The organism is Tritonibacter sp. SIMBA_163 (genome assembly GCF_046535935.1).
Taxonomy (GTDB): domain Bacteria; phylum Pseudomonadota; class Alphaproteobacteria; order Rhodobacterales; family Rhodobacteraceae; genus Epibacterium; species Epibacterium scottomollicae.
The window spans coordinates 646902-668521 of record NZ_JAWJBP010000001.1 but is presented as its reverse complement, the minus strand read 5'-3'; the positions used below and the strand labels follow the sequence as shown (position 1 = coordinate 668521).

20 protein-coding genes and 2 tRNA genes are annotated in these 21620 nt (G+C 61.9%); 9 read left to right on the top strand and 13 right to left on the bottom strand.

Annotated elements, in window-relative coordinates; translation table 11 throughout:
- Position 1: 1 nt before the first annotated feature.
- From R0J92_RS03110 to R0J92_RS03100, 3 genes are all read left to right on the top strand, one after another.
- Positions 2-817, top strand: coding sequence for an ABC transporter permease (locus R0J92_RS03110; RefSeq protein ID WP_106162890.1), 816 nt, complete (start codon positions 2-4; stop codon positions 815-817).
- Positions 814-2451 carry an ABC transporter ATP-binding protein gene (locus R0J92_RS03105; protein ID WP_106162891.1) on the top strand — a complete coding sequence of 546 codons (1638 nt, stop codon included), beginning with the start codon at positions 814-816 and terminating at the stop codon, positions 2449-2451. The genes R0J92_RS03110 and R0J92_RS03105 overlap by 4 nt, the downstream gene beginning before the upstream one ends.
- A 181-nt stretch (positions 2452-2632) precedes the next feature.
- Positions 2633-3469, top strand: coding sequence for an alkaline phosphatase family protein (locus R0J92_RS03100; protein ID WP_411050686.1), 837 nt, complete (start codon positions 2633-2635; stop codon positions 3467-3469).
- Positions 3470-3614: 145 nt separating this feature from the next.
- On the opposite strand, the gene R0J92_RS03095 is transcribed toward R0J92_RS03100, so the two are convergent.
- The 4 genes from R0J92_RS03095 to R0J92_RS03080 all read right to left on the bottom strand — a co-directional run bounded on the left by R0J92_RS03095 (position 3615) and on the right by R0J92_RS03080 (position 8797).
- Positions 3615-4541, bottom strand: coding sequence for an alpha/beta hydrolase (locus R0J92_RS03095; RefSeq protein ID WP_317386566.1), 927 nt, complete (start codon positions 4539-4541; stop codon positions 3615-3617).
- 128 nt (positions 4542-4669) lie between these two features.
- Entirely contained in the window at positions 4670-6562 is a 1893-nt protein-coding gene (locus tag R0J92_RS03090; RefSeq protein ID WP_411050685.1) for an acyl-CoA synthetase, read from the bottom strand.
- Between the two features lie 179 nt (positions 6563-6741).
- Entirely contained in the window at positions 6742-8544 is a 1803-nt protein-coding gene (locus R0J92_RS03085; protein WP_106162895.1) for an ABC transporter transmembrane domain-containing protein, read from the bottom strand.
- Positions 8545-8723: 179 nt separating this feature from the next.
- Positions 8724-8797 (bottom strand) — tRNA-Gly (locus R0J92_RS03080).
- Between the two features lie 181 nt (positions 8798-8978).
- Here R0J92_RS03080 and R0J92_RS03075 point away from each other — a divergent pair.
- The 4 genes from R0J92_RS03075 to R0J92_RS03060 all read left to right on the top strand — a co-directional run bounded on the left by R0J92_RS03075 (position 8979) and on the right by R0J92_RS03060 (position 12964).
- On the top strand, positions 8979-9722 hold the full coding sequence (locus R0J92_RS03075) for a CbiX/SirB N-terminal domain-containing protein (protein WP_411050684.1): 744 nt from the start codon (positions 8979-8981) through the stop codon (positions 9720-9722).
- 216 nt (positions 9723-9938) lie between these two features.
- Positions 9939-11651 carry a thiamine pyrophosphate-binding protein gene (locus R0J92_RS03070; protein ID WP_411050683.1) on the top strand — a complete coding sequence of 571 codons (1713 nt, stop codon included), beginning with the start codon at positions 9939-9941 and terminating at the stop codon, positions 11649-11651.
- Between the two features lie 348 nt (positions 11652-11999).
- The gene (locus R0J92_RS03065; RefSeq protein ID WP_411050682.1) at positions 12000-12545 is read left to right on the top strand and encodes a YaeQ family protein; all 546 of its coding nucleotides are present in this window, start codon (positions 12000-12002) and stop codon (positions 12543-12545) included.
- Positions 12546-12890: 345 nt separating this feature from the next.
- Positions 12891-12964 (top strand) — tRNA-Cys (locus R0J92_RS03060).
- Between the two features lie 74 nt (positions 12965-13038).
- Here the strand turns inward: R0J92_RS03060 and R0J92_RS03055 are convergent.
- Genes R0J92_RS03055 through R0J92_RS03045 form a run of 3 tightly spaced genes read right to left on the bottom strand, consistent with a single transcriptional unit; the run spans position 13039 to position 14912 of the window.
- Positions 13039-14091 (bottom strand): tyrosine-type recombinase/integrase, encoded by a 1053-nt coding sequence (locus R0J92_RS03055; RefSeq protein WP_411050681.1) that lies wholly within the window; start codon positions 14089-14091, stop codon positions 13039-13041.
- Positions 14078-14284 (bottom strand): hypothetical protein, encoded by a 207-nt coding sequence (locus R0J92_RS03050; RefSeq protein ID WP_239320942.1) that lies wholly within the window; start codon positions 14282-14284, stop codon positions 14078-14080. Before R0J92_RS03050 ends, R0J92_RS03055 begins: the two co-directional genes overlap by 14 nt.
- 1 nt (position 14285) lies before the next feature.
- The gene (locus tag R0J92_RS03045) at positions 14286-14912 is read right to left on the bottom strand and encodes a hypothetical protein (RefSeq protein WP_411050680.1); all 627 of its coding nucleotides are present in this window, start codon (positions 14910-14912) and stop codon (positions 14286-14288) included.
- Between the two features lie 543 nt (positions 14913-15455).
- Here R0J92_RS03045 and R0J92_RS03040 point away from each other — a divergent pair.
- On the top strand, positions 15456-15758 hold the full coding sequence (locus tag R0J92_RS03040; protein ID WP_411050679.1) for a helix-turn-helix domain-containing protein: 303 nt from the start codon (positions 15456-15458) through the stop codon (positions 15756-15758).
- Complete coding sequence (locus R0J92_RS03035) at positions 15751-16029, top strand: hypothetical protein (protein ID WP_411050678.1); 279 nt, start codon at positions 15751-15753, stop codon at positions 16027-16029. Before R0J92_RS03040 ends, R0J92_RS03035 begins: the two co-directional genes overlap by 8 nt.
- A gap of 135 nt (positions 16030-16164) precedes the next feature.
- Here R0J92_RS03035 and R0J92_RS03030 read toward each other — a convergent pair whose 3' ends face one another.
- From R0J92_RS03030 to R0J92_RS03005, 6 genes are read right to left on the bottom strand one after another with little or no spacing between them, the layout of a single operon-like run.
- Positions 16165-17229: a phage portal protein gene (locus R0J92_RS03030; protein WP_411050677.1), complete on the bottom strand. Its 1065-nt coding sequence runs from the start codon at positions 17227-17229 to the stop codon at positions 16165-16167.
- A gap of 2 nt (positions 17230-17231) precedes the next feature.
- Positions 17232-17810: an HK97 family phage prohead protease gene (locus tag R0J92_RS03025; protein ID WP_411050676.1), complete on the bottom strand. Its 579-nt coding sequence runs from the start codon at positions 17808-17810 to the stop codon at positions 17232-17234.
- Positions 17810-19081 (bottom strand): phage major capsid protein, encoded by a 1272-nt coding sequence (locus tag R0J92_RS03020; protein WP_411050675.1) that lies wholly within the window; start codon positions 19079-19081, stop codon positions 17810-17812. The genes R0J92_RS03025 and R0J92_RS03020 overlap by 1 nt, the downstream gene beginning before the upstream one ends.
- Before the next feature lie 3 nt (positions 19082-19084).
- On the bottom strand, positions 19085-19420 hold the full coding sequence (locus R0J92_RS03015) for an HNH endonuclease (protein ID WP_411050674.1): 336 nt from the start codon (positions 19418-19420) through the stop codon (positions 19085-19087).
- Complete coding sequence (locus R0J92_RS03010; RefSeq protein ID WP_411050673.1) at positions 19417-19758, bottom strand: phage head closure protein; 342 nt, start codon at positions 19756-19758, stop codon at positions 19417-19419. The genes R0J92_RS03015 and R0J92_RS03010 overlap by 4 nt, the downstream gene beginning before the upstream one ends.
- Complete coding sequence (locus tag R0J92_RS03005; protein WP_411050672.1) at positions 19749-21230, bottom strand: terminase TerL endonuclease subunit; 1482 nt, start codon at positions 21228-21230, stop codon at positions 19749-19751. The genes R0J92_RS03010 and R0J92_RS03005 overlap by 10 nt, the downstream gene beginning before the upstream one ends.
- Positions 21231-21620: the final 390 nt, after the last annotated feature.

Below are 21620 nucleotides of genomic sequence, written 5' to 3'. Positions count from 1 at the left end.
CATGAAAAATATACCCGTATCCGCCCTCATCGGCCTGTTCTTCACGGCCCTCTATTTCCTCGGCGCGATCTTTGCGCCCCTGCTCGCGCCCTATGGTATGGCCGAAGTGGTCGGCGATGTCTGGGAGCCCTCCAGCGCCGACTATCTCTTGGGCACCGACAACATCGGTCGCGACCTCCTCAGCCGCATGATCTATGGCGGCCGGACCACCATCTTCATCGCCACCGTGGCGACCATCATCTCCTTCACCACCGGCTCCATCCTCGGCATCTTTGCCGCGGTGGCAGGTGGCTGGGTGGATCAGACGTTGTCGCGTTTCGTCGATCTGATCATGTCGATCCCGACGCTGATCTTTGCTCTGGTGGTGCTGTCGGTGACACCTGTCACCGTGCCGATGCTGATCCTCGTCATGGGTCTTCTGGACTCCACCCGCGTGTTCCGTCTGGCCCGCGCGGTCGCCGTGGACATCGAGGTGATGGACTTTGTCGAAGCTGCGCGCCTGCGCGGTGAGCGCACGGTCTGGATCATCTTTCGCGAGATCCTGCCCAACGCTCTCTCGCCGCTGGTGGCCGAGATGGGCCTGCGCTTCATCTTCATGGTGCTGTTTGTCTCCACCCTGTCGTTCCTCGGCCTTGGCGTGCAACCGCCCGAAGCTGACTGGGGCGGTATCGTGAAGGAAAACAAGGACGGCATCGTCTACGGCATTCCCGCCGCCCTGATCCCCGCCTTCGCCATCGCGACCCTCGCGATCTCGGTGAACCTGGTGGCCGATTGGGTCCTGAACCGAACCACATCGCTGAAAGGAGGCCGCGGATGAGCGAACCACTTCTGAAGGTCCGCGACCTGAAAATCGGCGCCACGGTCTACCCGCCGGGCGAAAAGCCCCATGATATCGAGATCGTGCATGGGGTCAGCTTTGACCTGATGCCGGGCAAAGTGCTCGGGTTGATCGGGGAATCCGGCGCCGGCAAGTCCACCATCGGTCTGTCCTCCATGGCCTATGGCCGTGGCGGCGTGAAGATCACCGGCGGCGAGGTCTGGGTCAACGGCCGCGATATCCTGCAGTCCAAACTCAGCGATATCCGCAAGCTGCGCGGTGGCGAGGTGACCTATGTGTCGCAATCCGCCGCCGCCTCCTTCAACCCGGCCAAACCCATCATGGAACAGGTGGTCGAAGCTGCGGTCGAGCAGGGTAAATTCTCTCGCAAGAATGCCGAGGCCCGGGCGCGGGCGCTGTTTGACAAGCTGGGCCTGCCCGATCCGGACAACATCGGTGAGCGCTATCCGCACCAGGTCTCCGGTGGTCAGCTGCAGCGCTGCATGACCGCGCTGGCGCTCTGCCCCGAACCCGATCTGGTGGTCTTTGACGAGCCCACGACGGCGCTGGATGTGACCACCCAGATCGACGTGCTGATGGCGATCAAGGAAGCGATCCGCGACACCGGGGTGGCGGCGCTCTATATCACCCACGACCTCGCGGTGGTGGCACAGGTCTCCGATGACATCATGGTGCTGCGTCAGGGCGAGACCGTGGAATACGGCCCCGTCAACCAGATCATCAATGAGCCGCAGGAGGAGTACACCCAGGCGCTGGTCTCCGTGCGCTCCATCGATCACGAGGAAAAGGCCCCCACCGAGGAGCCGGTGCTGTCGGCGCGCAATGTCACCGCGCGCTATTCCGGCACCAAGTTCGATGTGCTGCACAACGTCAACGTCGACCTCTACCCCGGCCAGACGCTGGCGGTGGTCGGCGAATCCGGCTCCGGCAAATCGACGCTGGCGCGGGTGATCACCGGGCTATTGCCCCCACGTGAGGGCGATATCCAATTTGCCGGTCGCACCCTGTCGCCGGACTTCAAGAACCGCACCCGCGAGGATCTGCGCGAGTTGCAGATGATCTACCAGATGGCGGATGTGGCGATGAACCCGCGTCAGACCGTGGGCACCATCATCGGTCGGCCTCTGGAGTTCTACTTCGGTCTGCGCGGCGCGGAAAAGCGCAAGCGGATCCAGGAGCTGCTGGATGAGATCGAACTTGGCGACGGCTTCATCGACCGCTACCCGGCAGAGCTGTCGGGCGGTCAGAAGCAGCGTGTCTGCATTGCCCGCGCGTTGGCGGCCAAGCCCAAGGTGATCATCTGCGACGAGGTCACCTCGGCGCTGGATCCGCTGGTGGCGGACGGCATCCTGAAACTCTTGCTCAACCTGCAAAAGATCGAGGATGTGGCCTATCTGTTCATCACCCACGACCTGGCGACGGTAAAGGCGATCTCCGACAACATCGCGGTGATGTACAAGGGCAAGGTGCAGCGCTACGGCGGCAAGACGGAGGTGCTGAGCCCGCCGTTTGATGACTACACCGACCTCCTGCTCAGCTCCGTACCGGAGATGAAGCTGGGCTGGCTGGAAGAGGTCATCGCCAATCGTAAGATGGAGAGCGCGGGCAACTGATGCCCGCCTCCTGCCAACCGGCAGCGTCCGCTCGATGCGGGCGCAAGACAACAAAAGCCCTGTTCGGCCGCAAGGCCGGACAGGGCCCGACCCTCCCCCCAGGGAGGGCGCTTCACGCCCACCCTAGGCTCGGGCGCTGTCCTGAGCACCAACAGACCACCCCCAGCCCAGGACCTCTCACATGGACCGCAAACTCCTGCTCATCATCCTTGATGGGGTGCCCTACCGCAATTTCCGCCGCCTGTTCGGCAACCTCGAAGGCTGGGTTCAGTCGGGCGAGGCGCGCGTCTGGAAACACCGCGCCGTGCTGCCGTCGATCTCGGCCAGCTGCTACGCCTCGATCCACACAGGCGTTTCGCCGCAGGTGCATGGCTGCACCGGCAACGGCAATGTGTTCCGCCTGAAGGAGGACGATGTGTTCTCGCAGGTCCGCAAGGGCGGCGGCACGACAGGCGCCGTGGCGCATAGCTTCTGGTCAGAGTTCTTCAACCGCTCGCCCTTCGATTACGTGCGCGACATCGAGTATGACGAACCCGAAAGCACCACCATCAACCATGGTCGGTTTCACTCCATGACCGGTTACGGCCACGACAATCAAATGACGCCCTCAGATGTGGATCTCTTTGCGACGCTGACCAACCTCTGTGGTCGCTTCGATCTCAACTACGGCATGCTGCACACCTGCACGTTGGACAGCATGGGGCACCGGTTCTTTCACGAAAGCGCCGAGATGGACAAAGCCTGTTTCGTGATGGACGAAATGCTGGCCCCCTTCATTCCGCGCTGGCGTGCCATGGGCTATGAGGTGATCGTGACTGCCGACCATGGCCAGGACGACCGAGGCCACCACGGCGGACACCACCCGCTGCAACAGGAAACCGCGCTTTATTACTTTGGCGAGGCCGAGGGGCCGGCGCCGGACGACGTGATCGACCAGCGGCAGCTGGCGCCGACGATCCTGAACCGCCTTGGCGCGCCGGTTGCAGACAGCATGAAAGCCGGGGCATTCTTGCGCTGAGGAAACAACAGGCCGCCGCGTCTCCGCGGCGGCCTATTCATGCGGGCAAGCCCGATCCGCTCAACGTCACGCGGTCACCAGCGCGACACGTCCTCGCCCCGGTCCACATCGCTATCAGGTCAAGAGCTGGCCACGCTCGCTGAGGTCACTCGTCGTAGGGCCAAATTTCTTGTCCCAGCCCCTCAATCGCCAGCACGATACGTTCGAAACTATCACGCGCACGGCCCACGCTGTGACGGGCGCGTAGATATCCATGCACCAGACCCGTCTCATTCATCCATTCCGCGACTCCGCCCGCCGCGTGGATGGCATCGCGATAGGCGCGGCAATCATCGCGCAGCGGATCGCAATCGGCAGAAAACATCACCGTCGGCGGCAGTCCTGCAAAATCGCTGTCCTGTAACGGCGCATAGGTGGGGTCATTGCTGACCGGTGTGCCGCCGCTGCGCACGTCTGCATAGAATTTGACATCCTCCAGCGTCAGCATCGGCGCGTGAGCATGTTCGTTGTAGGAAGGCAGAGTGTGTTCACCGCCAAGCCCCGGATAGATCAGCACCTGGCCCAAGACCGCATCAACACGACCACGCGCGTGATGTGCCACTGAGGCACTGAGCGTCCCGCCCGCGCTGTCACCTGCAAGAACCACGCCCCCGTCATATGTCGTGGCGATCCATTGCAGCACCGTCCAGGCGTCGTCGAACTGCGCCGGGTGCTCGTTTTCAGGTGCAAGCCGATAGTCCACGGCCACCACACGGTAGCCGGTCTGCTCGCAAATTTCGGAACACACATCATCATGGCTGTTGAGATCACCGACGACAAAGCCGCCGCCATGACAATACATCACCGTCCGGGTGGGATCTCCGGCCTCGTAGATGCGCACCGAAACCGTCTCGACCGTCTTCTCGGTGACCTCGACCACCTCGGAACGCGGTTTGCGAAAGGCCGCGGCCATCTTGTTGTAGACCGCGCGTTGTTCGTCGATGCTCAGATCCACGGTGTCTTCGGGGTAATGACGACCCGTCTCCCGGATAAAGGCCCAGGTTTCTTCGTCAATTTGCTTTTCATAATCCATAGTGTCCACCCATCGGCGTCCTCAGTCAGGTCGAGCCTAGGACCGCAAGTCCGGGTTGGAAACGGTAAAATGGAAAAAGCACACCAAAGGTGGCGTGCTTTTCCAGTGATACGGCGTGATCGCAGATGTCAGGACGCGGGCTTGGCTTCGTCCCAGGGCCGGGTGAAGGCAGACAACACGTTGCCGACGTCCTCGGGGCCACTGCCGTGCAATGTGACCTGAGCCACCAGCCCGCGCTTCTTGTCATCGATGACAGAGGTCACGCGCGCGTCCAACCCTGCCTTCTCCAGCGCCGCATCATAGACGCGAATGATCGCGTGACGGCGCAGATCCGGCTTGAAGACCTTACCGACAGCGGTTTTGGGCAGCTCCGGCAGAATGGTCATATGCTTCGGGATCGCCGCCCGTTCGTGAATATGGCGTTTGCAATGCGCCAGCAGCTCTTCTTCGGTGACGGAGGCCCCATCGACCAGCTCGACAAAGGCGCAGGGCAGCTCGCCCGAATGGGCATCCGGCTGGCCGATCGCACCGGCAAAGGCCACCGCATCATGGCCAAGCAGGGCTTCTTCGATCTCCGCCGGGTCAATGTTGTGGCCGCCGCGAATAATCAGATCCTTGGCCCGGCCCGTGATCCAGAGATAGCCGTCCGGATCCACGCGCCCCAAGTCCCCGGTCCGCAGGTATTTGTCCTGATAGTAGAGATCGATGTTCTTGTCGGTCTCCGTGTAGGTATGGCCGGGGAACACACCCGGCGTATAGACGCAGATCTCGCCGATTTCGTCAGTGCCGCATTCCTTCAGCCCCTCGGGCGTGCCCTTGATGATTTTCACGTCGGCATAGGGGAATGGAATGCCGATGGAGCCGACCTTCTTCTCCCCCTCGACCGGGTTGCAGGAGACGAGGCAGGTGGCCTCGGTCAGGCCATAGCCCTCAACCAGCGTGACCCCGGTGGCCTTTTCAAAGCGGCGGAACAATTCCAGCGGCAGCGGGGCCGAGCCGGAGAACGCGGTCTTGATGGTAGAGACATCCGCATCCACCGGGCGCTGCATCTTGGCAGAGATCGCCGTGGGGACGGTGATGATAAAGGTGATCTTCCAGCGCTCGCAGAGCTTCCAGAAATTGTCGAAAACCCCATCGCCGCGATATCCCTGCGGCGTCGGAAACACCACATGCGCGCCAGACGCAACAGCCGCCATGACGATCACATGGCAGGCAAAGACATGGAACAGCGGCAGAGGACACATGATGTTGTCCTCCTCGGTAAACAGCAGCGTGTGCCCAAGCCAGCCATTGTAGATCATGCCCTGATAGGTGTGCTGTGCGACTTTCGGCATGCCGGTGGTGCCGCCGGTGTGGAAGTAGCAGGCCACCCGGTCGCCGTCGCTGTCAGGGAAGGTCAGCTCGGTCGGTTGCTTGGCCATTTCCTTGCGAAAACACTTGTAGTCCGCATGGGCGTGGGCCTTGTTCACCTTGGGCCGGATCAGCGGCACGATCCAGGATTTCGGCGGCGTCAGATAGCGGTTGAGATCCACCTCCAGCACGGTCTTGACGCTGGGCGCATGGGCCACCGCCTCGGCCACCTTCTGCGGCACGTCGGTCTTGGGAAAGCCCTTGAGCGTCACCACAACCTTGGCGCCGGTCTCGCGTAGAATGGACGCGATCTGCTCTGGTTCCAGCAGCGGGTTGATCGGGTTCACGATACCCGCCACCGCGCCGCCCAGCATGGTGATCAGCGTCTCGTTGGCATTGGGCAGCACGTAGGCAACAACGTCCTTTTCGCCCACGCCCAGGGACCGGAACAGATTGGCCGCCTGCGTGGTCTTGTCTTTCAACTCGGACCACGTCAGCGTTTCTGCCTTGTCGGTCGGACCGGAAAAGATCTGGTAGCTGACGGCACGGTTGTTTGGAAAGTTGCCCGCAGTGCGCGACAGCAGACCATAGAGCGTCTTGGGGACGTCGCGATCCGCCCAGGCACATTCCTGTTCGATCGCCGCGACATCCGCGGTCGTTGCAAAAGCCATGTTCTTCCTCCCCTAGCCCGTCCCACGGATCTTGATTGTTCCTCAGGGCCACGATGATTGGAATACCTTGGCCGTGCAAGCAAGACACGAGGTTCACGTAAAGGAAGTTCAGATATGACGCTGCGCAATTTCATGCCTGCGCGCACTGTCAGGGAGACGGCGCGCAGGCAAATCCGGGCTCAGGCCACGGCCTGACCATCGGTGAACTGCAACCGCGCGAGACGGGCATAGAGCCCCCCTTCGGCCACAAGGCTGTCGTGGGTGCCCACCGCCACGATCTGTCCCTGATCCATCACCACAATGCGATCCGCCTTCTTCACGGTCGCCAAGCGATGCGCCACCACGATGGTGGTGCGATCGCGGCTCAGATCCTCAAAGGCGGCTTGCACCAGACCTTCGCTCTCGGCGTCGAGTGCCGAGGTCGCCTCGTCAAGCAACAAGACCGGTGCGTCGCGCAGGATGGCACGTGCGATCGCAATCCGCTGTTTCTGCCCGCCCGACAACATCACGCCACGCTCACCCACATAGGCGTCGTAGCCCTCGGGCAGTTTCATGATGAAATCATGCGCGGCCGCAGCCTCTGCGGCGGCCTCAACTTCGGCATCGCTGGCGTCCGGACGGCCAAAACGGATATTCTCGCGCGCGGTGGCGGCAAAGATGATCGGATCCTGAGGCACCATGGCAATATGACGCCGGAACTCACCGCGCGAAAGCGCCGTCAGCGGCACGCCGTCCAGACGCACCTCGCCGGACTGCGGATCATAGAACCGCTGGATCATCTGGATGATCGTGGTCTTGCCCGCCCCCGAAGGACCAACAAAGGCCACGGTTTCGCCGGGCTGGATGGTCAGCTGCACCTGATCCAGTGCAGAGGTGTCGGGACGCGACGGATAGGTGAAGGACACGTTGTCAAAGGTCAGCTCGCCGCGCACCGGCTCGGCCAGCACCTGTGCGGCTGCGGGGTCCGTCACGCTGTCCTCGGCCTGCAACAGCTCTACCAGACGCTCCGTCGCCCCTGCGGCGCGTTGCAGCTCGCTCCAGATTTCCGACAGCGCCGCGACAGAGCCTGCCACCATCACCGCATAGATCACGAATTGCACCAGCGCGCCTTCGGTCATGTCGCCAAAGCGCACATCGTTGGCGCCGATCCACAGCACGCCTACCACGCCGGAGAACACCAGGAAGATCACGATCACCGTCAGCCAGGCGCGGGTCTGGATACGCCGGCGCGACACGTCATATGCGGTCTCGGTCATATCCGAGAAATGCGCGCGGCTCATGTCTTCGTGGGTGAAGGCCTGCACGGTCTGCACTGCACTCAGCGCCTCGCCCGCGTTGCCGGAGGAGGCCGCAATCCAGTCCTGATTCTCCTTCGAGATCACCCGAAGACGTCGTCCAAGCACCAGAATGGGTACGATCACCGCGGGCACGATCAGCAAAACAAGCGCCGTCAGTTTCGCCGAGGTCAGCAGCATCAGAACGAGACCACCGAGAAAGATCAGCAGGTTGCGCAGCGCGACCGAGGCAGAAGAGCCCAGCACCGACTGGATCAGAGTGGTGTCTGTGGTGATCCGGCTCAGCACCTCGCCGGTCATGATCCGCTCAAAGAAGGCCGGGCTCATGCCGATGATGCGATCAAACACCGCCTTGCGGATATCGGCCACCACCCGCTCGCCCAGCTTGGTGACCAACGCGTAGCGCAGACCGGTGCCAACCGCGAGCAATGCCGCCATCACCATCGCGGCGGTGAAATACTGGTTCAGCAGCGCGGCATCGGTGATGCGGAAATTGTCCACCACCCGGCGCACCGCCAGCGGCAGCGACAGAGAGACGCCCGCAGTCAGTGTCAGGGCCGCCAGTGCCGCGAAGATCATGGTCTTGTAGGGGCGCATGAACGGCCAGAGTGCCTTCAGCACCCCGATCTTGCGGGAGCCTTCACGCTCTTCGTTGCCGCCTTGGGTTTTCACCGCACGTCGTGCCATGAGCGCTCCTTTGCTCGCCGCCTGAAGTCTGACGCGCATTGCGCCATTGCCGCCTCGTGTCATGGCCTTGCCTCACAGGCAGGTCAAGGCTGCATTGGGTCGCACAGTGGGAACAATCGCTGCAGGAGCGCGCGACAACCATTTGAAACCACGATGATTTAGCAAGTGGGGAGAGAATTTGGAGCGGGTAGCGGGAATCGAACCCGCACCTTAAGCTTGGAAGGCTCTTATGATACCATTTCACCATACCCGCTTCGTATCGTGTGGTCTATGTGAAGGACTTTTTGCCGTCAACCACTTATGCGGAGTTTTTCTGCGACAGATGGCGTGACACACGTTTCGCCAGGACAAGAGACCCGCACTTGCCCCTTCCCTGCGGCTGCCGCCCGCCCTAGGTTCAGACCTCTGACGCCAACGCCTTTCCCACGGACCCCATGACAGCACATCCGCGCATCGCCATTCTGACCTCGCATGGTCAGCCCTCCGCCCCGCCCCCGCCGGAGATCCATCTCGCCGCAGTTGCCGCCGCGGTGCAGGATCACCTGCCGGGCTGGGAGGTGCGCTCTGCCACGCTGTCGTCCAAAGGGTTTCTGGAGGCCGCAATGCCAGAGGACGGTGCGGTGATCTATCCGTTCTTCATGGCGCGCGGCTGGTTCACCGGCAAGGTGCTGCCCAAACGTCTGGCGGGCTGGCGCTATCGTATGGCCACGCCCTTCGGACTTGACCCCGCACTGCCCGCGCTCACGGTGACTGCGCTGCAAGACGCGATCGCAACCCGCGGCTGGGACGTCACCGACACCGATGTACTGCTTGCGGCCCATGGCTCTGCCCGTGGCCCAAAGGCGGCCGAAGCGGCGGAAAAATTTGCAGCAACCCTGCGCCCTGCCCTGCCCGGATTGAGACTGACGACAGGATTTGTGGAACAGGCGCCCTTTGTCGACGCCGCAGCGCGCCCGCTTGGGACGCGATCCCTCTGCCTGCCGTTTTTTGCGCAATCCGGCGCGCATGTCCGGCATGACATCCCGGAGGCGCTGGCACAGGCGGAGTTCAAAGGCGATCTTTTGCCGGTTCTCGGCGCATTGCCCGGCGTGCCTGCATTGATTGCACAAGCCATTTGCCGGGCTGAGACGGCGGAGCTGTCGGCGTCCCCCGCAAAAGCGGACACCGAACTGCCCTGAACCGGCCGACGCGTGGCGCGCGGTCTGTGCCGTGATGAAAATCCTCGGACATCGTGCCTGTGCTGCCGAACCGCCCGCGGGCTTTGACGGGCGCGACCAAGGGTTTGCGTCAATTTGACTGACCAGCCGTGAATTTGTCGTTTTCTCAAGGACTAGGCCTTTGCCTCGAGCGCGCTTTGGATATGATCGCCGCGATCAGGAGAGGAAGACCAACAGATGTCCAGCGACAGAGCACAGCCCAACGCCACCCCCCTTCGCAGCGGTGGCAGACTTCTTGCGGACCAGTTGCAGATCCTGGGAGCGGACACGATCTATTGCGTCCCCGGAGAAAGCTACCTGGAGTTGCTCGACGGGCTCCATGCCCATCAGGACGCGATCAATGTCGTGACCTGCCGCCACGAATCCGGTGCTTCCAACATGGCAGATGCCTATGGCAAGCTGACCGGGCGCCCCGGCATCTGTGCGGTGACGCGCGGTCCGGGGGCCACCAATGCCTCCAACGGGGTGCACACCGCGTTTCAGGATTCGACGCCTATGATCCTGCTGATCGGTCAGGTCGGCCGCGACATGATGGACCGCGAGGCGTTTCAGGAGATCGACTATCGTCGCATGTTTGGCGAAATGGCCAAATGGGTGGCCCAGATTGATGACGCGGCGCGCATTCCGGAATACATGGCCCGCGCGTGGAAAATCGCGCAATCGGGGCGACCCGGCCCCGTGGTGCTGGCCCTGCCCGAGGACATGCTGACCGATGAGGTCCATGCACAGGATCTGCGCCCGACACCCCGGCCTCGGCCCGCGCCACACGCACAGGACATCGCGTCCCTGCAAGCCATGATCGCCAAGGCAAAACGACCGATGTTGATGGTGGGCGGCCCGTCCTGGAGCAAAAGCTGTGCTGACAAGGCGCTGGCCTTTGCGGAGCGACTGGGCCTTCCCGTCACCACGTCCTTTCGCAGTCAGGACTACGTCGACAACGGGCACGACAATTTCGTCGGAGCGGTTGGCATTGCCCCGGTTCCCAACCTTCGCAAGCGGTTGCGCGAAGAGGTTGATCTGCTGATCGCGGTGGGTCCGCGGCTGGGCGAGATGACCACACAGGGCTACGAGCTGATCGATATTCCGCATCCGCAGATGACGTTCGTGCACGTGCATCCCGGCGCGGAAGAGCTCGGCCAAGTCTACCAGCCGGACCTTTCGATCCAATCCGATCCCGAGCTGTTCTTTGATGCCGCGGACACCATCACCGGTCCGGATGGAGCAGATGTCTGGTCCGATTGGCTGCAGGCGCAGCGGGCCGACTACCTGGCCTTCCAGACCCCGACCGATGTGCCGGGCGATGTGAACATGGGGCAAGTGGTGCGCCACATGAGCGAGGCCTTGCCGCAGGATACGATCTACACCAATGGCGCGGGCAACTACACGGTCTGGCTGCATCGCTTCCATCAGCACCGCGCCTATCGCACCCAGCTTGCCCCCACCAGTGGCTCCATGGGCTACGGGGTGCCGGCGGCGGTGGCGGCCAAACTGCAGCATCCGGAGCGCACCGTGGTGGCTATGGCCGGGGACGGCTGTTTCATGATGACCTCGCAGGAGATGGCGACCGCCGCCCAGCACGGCGCCGACGTGATCTATGTGGTGGTCAACAACGGCATGTATGGCACAATCCGCATGCATCAGGAGCGCCACCACCCGGGCAAGGTGATGGCAACGCAGTTGGTGAACCCGGATTTTGTCGCCTATGCCGCCGCGTTTGGCATTGCCGGAGAGCGGGTCTTGTCCACCGACGGCTTCCCAGCCGCGTTGGAGCGGGCGCAGAGTTCAAAGGGCGGCTATCTGATCGAGATCGTCGTCGACCCCGAGGCCCTGACGCCGAACCAGTCTCTGTCTGCGGTGCGTGCAGAAGGTGAAGCAAAATCAGCGGAGTAAGCATCCGGCTGAATGCTCTGCTTGACTTGGAACACTCGCATGACGTGGCACCGCGTGCCGCGTCATGTGCGCCGTATTCGCCCCCTAGGCTGAGCAGCGACACGACCAGCCTCGGCACGAGATCGACACCAGGCAGGACCAGAATTTCCTTCGGCAGGATAAATTGAGTCTCCCCAAACAGCTCCACCCGCTATATCCGCATCGCGAAACGCAGCCGCACCCTCTCGCCACAGTTCCGCATGCTTTGTCGAGTACCACCGCTATATCGACTTCCCATAGAGGGCCGGACGGGATACGCAGCGCACTCCGGGGTACGCAGCCCGATTTCAGAACGTATTGGGAAAAATCATGGCGCAAAATGCCACCATCTACAAAGTCGAGTTGTCGGTCTCTGACATGGATCGCCACTATTACGAGACCCATAAACTGACGGTGGCCAAGCATCCCTCGGAGACCGATGAGCGATTGATGATCCGCCTTGTCGCCTTTGCTCTGAATGCACATGAGCATTTGGAACTGACCAAAGGGTTGTCCACAGATGACGAGCCCGACATCTGGCAAAAAAGCCTGAGCGGTGAAATCGATCTGTGGGTGGCGCTTGGGCTGCCCAGCGAGAAGGTCATGCGGCAATCCTGCAGCAAGGCGTCGAGTGTGATTGTCTACCCCTACGGCGGCCGGACAGCCGAAGTGTGGTGGGACAAGGTCAAGAACGCCACCACCCGTTTCGATAACCTGCACGTCATCAATCTTTCGGAGGCCGACACCGCTGCACTGGCAGAGCTGGCCAGCCGGTCGATGAAGCTGCAGGTCAATATTCAGGATGGTGAGGTCATGGTCAGCTGCGGTGAAAGCCTCGTCTATCTGAACCCCGTCACATGGAAAGGCGCAGCCTAGGTTCGCTGCGCTCACCGACAGATCAAACCACCCAAGCTGCGCGCCACGCTCGACAGCGCGCCGGTCTGCACTCCGTCGCAATGATCGCCGTGCCTGCAGAGAGGCGTGTAAGGTCGCTTCACCGTGTTCTTGAGCACGGCGGCGCGCTGTGAGCGTATGGTCTGTCGCGGCGTCGACGAACTGAAGCGGACACATGGCCCGCCCGTCACTGGATGGCTACAGGCCCCACGTCGCTGGGCGCTTAACGACCCCTCTTTGCTGCGAGGGAATGTATGGCAAACAGTGCGCTAGGCCTCTTGCGCTTCCTCTCGGAATCACCTAACTAGTCGCAACCACAGCGGCTTAGGCGAGTTGGCGGAGTGGTGACGCAGCGGATTGCAAATCCGTGTACACCGGTTCGATTCCGGTACTCGCCTCCATTTATTTTCAAGTACTTGCGTTTCACCACCGCTTGCGCGGCCTGCTCCGTTTACACACCCGTTTACAGTTTTGTTCACGCTGCGCCCCCTTTCGATTGCGCCAGCTTGACCAGAACAGCGTCGGTTTCGTCAGGCGATACACGGGCGTAATGCTCGATCACGTTCGCCGCATAGCGGACAGACCAGCCCATGTGATTGGCGATCTCGGCAAGGGACAGGCCCGCATTCAGCAGGCGCGTTGCAGCCGTTCCCCGCGCATCGTACAGGCGCAGTTCATCGGACAGCTTGGCTTTGTCGCGCCACTGGCGGACACCCTCGGACGCGCGGTGCGGGGTCAGGGCATTGCCGTTGGCATTGGTGAGGATCAGCAACCGGCCCGGCGGGGTCGTGTCGATCACCTCAGCCAGCGCGGGCGTGATCGGGATATGGGCCAGCCGCTTGCGCTTGTTCGTCCTGACGCGAAGGCGACGGCCGCGCGGCGTCTGCTCGACATGGGCCGGGGTCAACTTGATCAAGTCGGCGGGGCGCAAGCCGGTTTCGCAGGCGGCACAGAGAATGCGGCGCACCCATTCCGGCGCGGCCGCGTTGAAGGCTTCCCGGTCGGCGGGGGTCCAGACGATTTCCGAGCGATCCACCTCATAGAGCCGGTGGAGCTTGTGGCAGTGATGTTCGGACAGCTTGCCCTCATCCACCGCCCAATTGAGAATGCGAACCGCGTGGGTGCCCGCCATATCGTGCTGCTTGGGCGAGTGCTTCCAGAGCGCCCGCCATGCGTTCACCTCGCCGCGTGCGCCGCGTTCTTCGAAGATAACGGCAGGCGCATCCTTGAAATGGTCCGCGAACCGCAGTCCCCATTTCCGAATGTCGGCACGGGACCGTTCACCCTTGGGCATGGCGGTGCTGGACAGGAAGTCATCCACCATTTCGGGCGTCGTGTAGTCGGCCGGTTTCGGGCGCGCAGCGGCTTCCGCGAATGCCTGATAGAACGCAGGGTCGTTCGGCTTGCGGTGGTCATCTTCCCAGAATTTGGGACCGCCACGCCATGCATAGAAGTGAAAGCGGCTCTTGCCGTTCGCCAGCTTCCGCCGGACGCGGTGCACACCTTTGGGCAGATCAGCTTGTGGCACGGCCTGCCCTCCACTTTTCGAGCGGGGTCATGTCCGGCTTGGTAGCATCGCCGGCGGTCCCCGCCGTGATCAGGAAACGTTTGCCATCAGTGGTTTCGACGACGATGGACACCTGATCATAGCCCGCAGCTTTCGCGGCTTCGAAAGCGGGCGTGAGATCAGACTTGCGGATCGCGGCAGGGCGGCGCTCCATTTCAGACCTCCTCACTCGTCGCAGAGTTCGAAAGGTGAGGGTCTTGAGCCGGATCAACACCTTCGAACACTTTCGCTTTGATGTGCTCAATCGTAATCGCATCAATCGAGCTGGAACGCGTAATGCCGCGCTGATCTAGAAGTGGAGAATATTCTCCATCCATTAGGCGAGCCATCAGTTCACGGGAGTAATACGTGAAGGAAAGCGGCTCGCCGTTATCATCGAGAACATCTTGGTTGCAGACTTCCACTGAAGACGTTCCGATGATGTTGATTAGGATCCCGCTAGGTATTCTGTTAAGCGGATCGCAAAAACACTCCAAGAGTTCAGAAAATGTGTGATCTGGGTCACTGGGAAGCGTCCCACTGGAACGCCAAGCCTCTGGAATGCTCAATTGCATCGCACCAAAGTACCGGACCAGTTCAGGAGCGTGGGCGGGGCGGTTTGTGACCAATAGCGCGCTAAGCGTATTGGACAGGTCACTCTTTGTCATATGCGGAGCGTTGACGCCTCTGGCACCGGTTGAAAACAGGCCATTGTTTATGAGCTCACGAGCGTACATCTGCACAGTCTTCTCCTCGATCCGGGTGAAGGCGGCTAAAGTTGATATGAACGGTCCCTTACGCATGCCTAAATGACTAAGCGTTATTAAGGGTGGCCGTCAATCCTAAATGATGATTACGCACTAAGTGCTAAATGAGCGGGTTGCCTGCCTTTCCTGTGCATGCCTGCCATATGGAACAAACTGCACGGTTTTCAGCGTGATCCCTGCCTCCTTCCATAGTTAGGTAGTACCAGGACAAGGAAGCAAGCGCAGCGATGCCTTCCAGTGAGGTTGGCGTGCAATCCGCCATACGCTCTTCTAGCTCGATCCACCTATCCTCTAATTCGACCATTGGAGGCGTGGCCAAGCTCTCGTTGCCAGGGAGCTTTGCTAGTTTGTCCCACTCTCGACGAAGAGACATCCACTCATCATGCATCGCGACTAGGGGGTCTGTGAAACGGGCTGCGACTGGCTCAACTAGTGAAAGAGCTAGCGGGCTGGCGGGGATCGATGCCAGGAGGGCGCGGCGAGACACAGCTCCGCCATGCGCGCGAACGCGGGTATTGGACATTGTCATAAGCTCCATGGCTGGTATAGTAACACTGTTACTTTAACTGAGGAACAATCATGCAGTCAACAGATAGTAACGAGGTTACTAATTCGGATCTCCGTTTTATCCTCCCGGTCCAAAGTCGCATGGCGCGTGCTGCTCTTGGCTTGGGCGTGAGGGACCTCGCGAGGTTGGCGTATGTCTCCCCAAACACAGTTGCTCGTTTTGAGCGTGGCGAAGAAATGCTGGAGAGAACAATTTACATGATCAAGGCTGCTTTGGAGAAAGCGGGCATTGAGTTTATTTACGAAAATGGTGGCGGCGCTGGTGTGCGGCTACGTCATAGTGGGAACGGAGAGCACGGAGAATCTGATGGCTGAAATTTACAAAGAGGTAGCGCGTTATCGCGCCGACATTCATCATAAACGAACTGGCGATTTAATTGACTACTCAGCGATAGTTTACGAAGGCCCGAGTGAAGGTCGCTATGATATTCGGCATTCGCATGTGCTGACGCCGACTGAAGGGGCGGGGTCGTACTATTCTGATAGCTACACGACAGCAACTGACGCTGAAGTCGCGGAAAAGTTAGTCATGGATTGGATCAGGATGCTGGAAGGTTCTTATGCCTACGCTGTATGGGAACATTAAAAATAATGCGCGCCGCGCCCGCTGGAATTGGAGCATTGGGCCGCGCGCTGTCGGGGTTGATACGGCACTCACCGACTGATCCGAGGCGCTTCCGGGTTGAACAAGCTGGATAAAGCTACCCGAGGCGCGCCCTGCCTATTCCTTCCAATCCACCATGCGCATGGCCCCGGACACGTCACCGGGCGGAATGCCCGCCTCTTTCGCCTCGGCCATCGTCTTGATGATCGCGGACAGGGCGCGGGCGCGCCCGCCTGCATCAAAGGCTTGCAGCGGCCGGATCGTGTCGATCTCCACCAGCCCGCCGAGCTTGGCGGATGCCTCATCGGCCAGCAGGGCGGCGATAGGTTGCAACGTCCAGATTGCGAGCTGGCGCTGCGCTTCCCTGACGACGGGGCCAGTGGCAGCACGGTTCACCAGCGACGGCAGGACGCCATAGGCCATGAGGATGCCCTCTCGGGCTGCGGCGAGCGTCTCAGCCGTCATGCTCTTGGACAGGTCCGGCGAGAGCTGATCCGGCTTCTGCCCGATTTGGGGGTTCATGCCCGCCGCCGTCGCCTGCGCTACACCCTCGATCACCAACGTGGAGCCGCGCCGCCCACGAAATTCATCACGCATTGATGCCATATCCTCGGCCCCGGTGTCCGGCAGCGGCACGATCTGAGAGCCGAGCGGGGCATTCTCGAAGGTTTCGCCCAGGGCCGATTCCACGGCGTGGAGCATGGCCCCGGTGAGGCTGGACCGGCGCAACGGGGCGGTGCCGATCCAGGGCGTCAGGTTGTCCGAGCCGATCCGAAGGTGCAGCACCTCGGCAGCAAGAGCGGTTACCGTGCGCCCACCGCCTGCCTCGGGAATGGACAGGCGATAAGCGCGCGGCTTGCCATCACGGGTTGTGACGTCCCAATCTGTCGCCGGCACAAGCCCCAGTTCGGTGATCAGATAGACAGCCTCGCCATTCAGCGCGGCCGCACGGGCAATCATCGCCATCGTCTGGCGGGTCAGCAACTCGGTGCCGGACACGTCCGCCATTGCGAACCCGCCTTCCCAAAGGCTGACGCAGCTCTGCACCGTTGCAGTCAGCTCGGCCACGCCGCGCCGGCCGCTGATAAAGCTGTCCCGCGCCGCCATGACCTGGGCGGTATAGCCAGATCCGCTGGACCTGGCCTCGATCGGGCGCAGCTTGTTCATGAGCCATCCAAACATGGTCACCTCCATCGGATTGCGGCGGGGCGGTGCGTCAGGCGTTTGACCACCTCGCCGACGGGTTGCCAGTTTCGGGCCTCGATCTGGGCTTGGGGATAGGCGGGTTTCGTGACGGCGCTGATCTCGATCAAGTCAGCCGCCTTGATGGTCCGCAGGATCGCGTTGCCGCGTTCCTCGACTGCCTCGCCGCCCGGCCGGACGCGGAAACCTGGGGACAGACCTCGCACCAGACCGGCCGCGTGGGCCGAGAGGAAGTCCCGGACATAGCTGACCTGACCCATGTCTGCGCTAATCGTCGCCTCTACCGTCAGCGCGTTATCCGATTCCGTCAGGGTCAGGGTGCCGGCCGAACGTGAGGCCAGCGGCTTGTTGAAGTCATGGCCGGACAGAAAGTGCACGTCCTCGCCGCGCTCGATCCGATCCGCGAAGGCACGGGCTGCGATCATCTCACGACGCTCACGGCCCATGCCCACGCGCTCGGCTAGCACGGTTTCCCGGCCATAGGGGAAGGTTGCCCGAAGGCGGGTTTCCCCGCCCTCGTTGCGCAGCTCAATGCTGCCGGTATGAGCGCCCCAGAGCATTACGCCGCCGCCAATTGGAGGCCGGTCAGCAGTTCAAGCTGGGCCGGGCGAGCTACGGTCACGTCCATGGTCGCGAGTGCAGTGATCCGCAGCCCACCGGACTGTGCATCGCTGTAAGGGTCGCGGATCATGTCCACCGCGCCCCATGCACCGATGAAGATCGGAGCAACCCCGCCCGCCGCAGTGGTAAGCAGCGAAGATGTGGCCGCGGGGGATCCGGACGGTGCAGTAAGCGCATTGTTCGTCATGGCGATGTTGGCCGAGGGCAGGTTCTTCACCAAGCGGTCCCATTCGGACACCGCCGTGCCGTCGATCAGTGCGCCGTCCAGAAAGTCCCACAGCTCGGGCCGGATCAGTGCCCGCACCGCGTCCGGTGAACCGGCGGCATTTGTCGTCATGAAGCGGGTGACGGCCGAGCGAAACGCTCCCCAGCTCGCCAGTGCATTCACGCCCGTAGATGTGATGCCATAGGTCGCCGCGCCGGTGATGACGCCGAGCGGCTGACCATTGGCCCCCGTGCCGAGGAAAGCCGCCTGATCCATCGCCGCGCCCATTGCCCCGCTCATGTCCCGGCGCACCGCCTGCTCCAGCGCCGCGCCAGACTGCTTAAGCGTCTTGCGTGTGATGCGCATCTGAATGCCGAGGTTGTGGTCCGGCGACATTGCGCGGTCGGCGGTGGCGTAGGTGGTCGGCCCGGCCACGTTCGCCGTCTCGCCGTCGGCCCATCCCGCCGTGACGGCCGAGGTGGTTACGGGCCATTCCACCGCGCCCGCGTCGATGCTGATCATCTGCGCTCCCATGCGCGCCGCCACGCTGTCCGGGAAAAGCCGGTCGATGATGGGGCGTGTCTGGATCGGGTTCGGGGTGCCGGTGGCGACGGTCTCACCTGCCCGAACTTCCAGCGCCTGCCAGGGCACGGGAATACCACGGAAGCCACCCGCGCTGCGCAGCTCCGTCACGATCTCGGCCGTTTGCCCGTCGAGCTGACGCCCTTCATCGAGCGCAAGTGCGACCTGGCGCAGCTCGAAACCACCCATCAGTTCGGCCCATTCCTGGGCGGAGCGGGTTTCCAGCTCGGTGCCAGCATCACGTCGCTCGGTGTCTTCCGCGATCAGGGCGGCGCGATATCTGGTTTCGTTGGAGCGGTACTCCCGATCCAGTTCGTCCATTGAACGGATTTCCTCCTCGGACGGGGCTTCCTTGCCCGCCAACTCGGCGAGACTCTGGCGGATTTCGCTTTGCCGCCGGGCGATCTTCACAGATTCGAGCATTGGTTATCCTTTCTGCTCATCAGGGGTGCCGGGCCGCTCAAGCGACTCGACCATGTTCCGCCAGTCCTGGCGGTCCTTTCGGGGCGGGGGGTGCCCGCACTCGATCCGAGTTTTTCGTGTGTGGCAGCTCGGGCAGAGCGCCTGTAGGTTGTGGGGGGCATAAGACAGTTCGGGGTGCGTCCTGACCGGCTTGATGTGATCCACTTCGAGCCGCCCACCGCAGCCGCAAGACTTGCAGCGGTAGCGGTCACGTTCGAGGATCTCCGCGCGCAGCGCCTTCCAGCGCTTGGTGCGGGTGACCTTCCGGGAATGCCGGTGATGTTCCTTGCGCGCGCTCACAGTGTTTCTTCCGTTTCGGCTGTGATCTCGAGAAATGCGCGGGTGTCCGGAACCTCTTTGATGCCGCTGATTTCGAAGGTAACGCCATCGTGCACCAAGCGATCTGTGCGGCGGATCCCTTTGCCGAATGCAGTGGCGCGGATGACAAAGCGAGTGACAAGCTTGTTATTCCAAGCACCGGCACTCAGACGCTCGATGTCGGACACGTCGCGCCGCCTAGCGAAGATCGTCGGACCGTGGTTATTCCATTCGTTAATGAAGCCTCCGGAGCCATCCGGGGTCCGAATCTTTCGCTGGATTTGAATGCGGCGGTTGAGACTTCCGGCGTTCAGAACCATGCCATTCTCGCTTTCTTGTTCGATTGTGCTGCTATCCGCGCCCCTTGAGCGACCGCCAGAACGGAAGCCGCCACCGCATCTATGCGGCCGGTTGAACGGGCCTTTGTCAGTTTCAGATTATTGGCATCGTCGGTCTTGCAGACCGCATCCGCGAAGGCCGAGCGTAGCAAAAGTGAAGGCTGGGCTTTTACTTGGCCGTCAAAAGCAGCTCGGCGGAACCGCTCGCAATCCTCACCACCATCACGATATCCCTGCCCACGCCACACAACCGGTGCCCGGATGCCAGCGCGGTCGAGGGCCTCTGATAGTTCCGCCTGTTTGTAGCGATCCATCGTGATTGCCATCACGTTCTCGCCTTCAACATTTCGCATGACTTCGGCCAGCCATGGGGCAACCGGCACGGTTTTATCGCCTAGGACGGTCAGCTCACCGCGCTCGTGCATCTCGACGTATCGGCCAGCCACGCCGTCCGCCTGGCCCCGATCAAGAAGGCTGGGCATGCTGGGGAAGGTGCCGAGGCATTCTAGCCGCCCGGTTTCCGGCCAATAGAACGCCGCCGCCGTCATCGAAGCCGAGCCGCCGAGGTCGATGCCGATCACCACACCTCCGGATCGCGGTGGCAACTGCGCAACTTCGCAACTCAGCCATTCATCCGGGGTCAGCAGCATGTTCAGGGAATCCCCTGAAATGCGCTCATTGCGGTTGTACAGTCGGAAAGTCGTCAGCGCAGAGCCACCGCGCGCGATTGCGCGGGCGGCTTGCGCCTCGAGCCATTCCAGGGAACCGCCAATCCCGTGCAGAGCGCCGGGGTTTGCGACCAGCAGGCTGTCACTGTCGTCGGCAGGAAGTCCAGGAGCTGGACGGTGCTCCTGGACATAGGATCCGGGCGGCGGTTGATCGATCCACCGGGAAAACGGATGGGTGTCGTCGCTGGCGCTGGTACTGATCAAGAACGCGCGCCCGCTGCGCTTCCCCAGGCCAGACAGCAAAGCGTGTTCCAGCTCATCACCGCGATCAAGCGCCCAGTGTCCGCGTTCGTCCAGAATTGCCATGGTAGGAGCACCGCCCAGGGCGGATTTACCGTCAGCCGCGATCACCCGCAGAACATGCCCGCCACCGTCGCCAGTGAATTCGATTTCCAAGCGCGGGGCACGGCGGTAGATCAACTGGTTCTGGATCTCGAGGGGCAGAGAGGCCGCAAAGCCTGCCACAAAGTCCCAAATAATCCGGCCCTGGTCGCGGGTCCGGGCGGCAGCGATGATTTCACGGCGTGGTTGGCGGTCCCAGATGCCGATCAGGCCACCGAGCGCCAAGCCCGCCGTGATTGCGGATTTGCCGTTGCCGCGTCCAATGCTGAGAATGGCGTTGGCAGTGTCGGCAGCTAGTGCGCCTTCGATGAACTGGCGTTGAAACGGCGCGAGGATGACCGGAGTGCCCGCGTTCGGACCTTCGGGAATGGCCAGGCTATGCATGAATTGCATAGCTCTTTCGGCTGGCGGCGCTGCGGCGAACTTTTCATCCTGCGCGAAAAGAGAAAACTCATACCCTCGGTTACCTGCATTCTTCAAAGTCTCGGCATTGGGACCATTTCCGAAGAGGTCTTGTTCCCGTTGTTCCGCAAGCGTCGGTACGGGGGCTGGCGTCGGCAGCTTTGAGCCGTCTGCTTTGCGCCACTGCCTGTCCTTTTTTTTCTTTGCCGCGTCTGACATTGTTTCCTCGTTTCGCGCGTTGCGCTTCGTTCAATCGTTGCGCTCTTGCCCTTCATTCCGATGGGAGAGCACTTGAGCCAGGGCACAGGGAGGCAGTCCCGAGCGTTTGCTCAGGCTGCCCCCTGCACCGCAGTAATCGTTCCGACCGGAGCC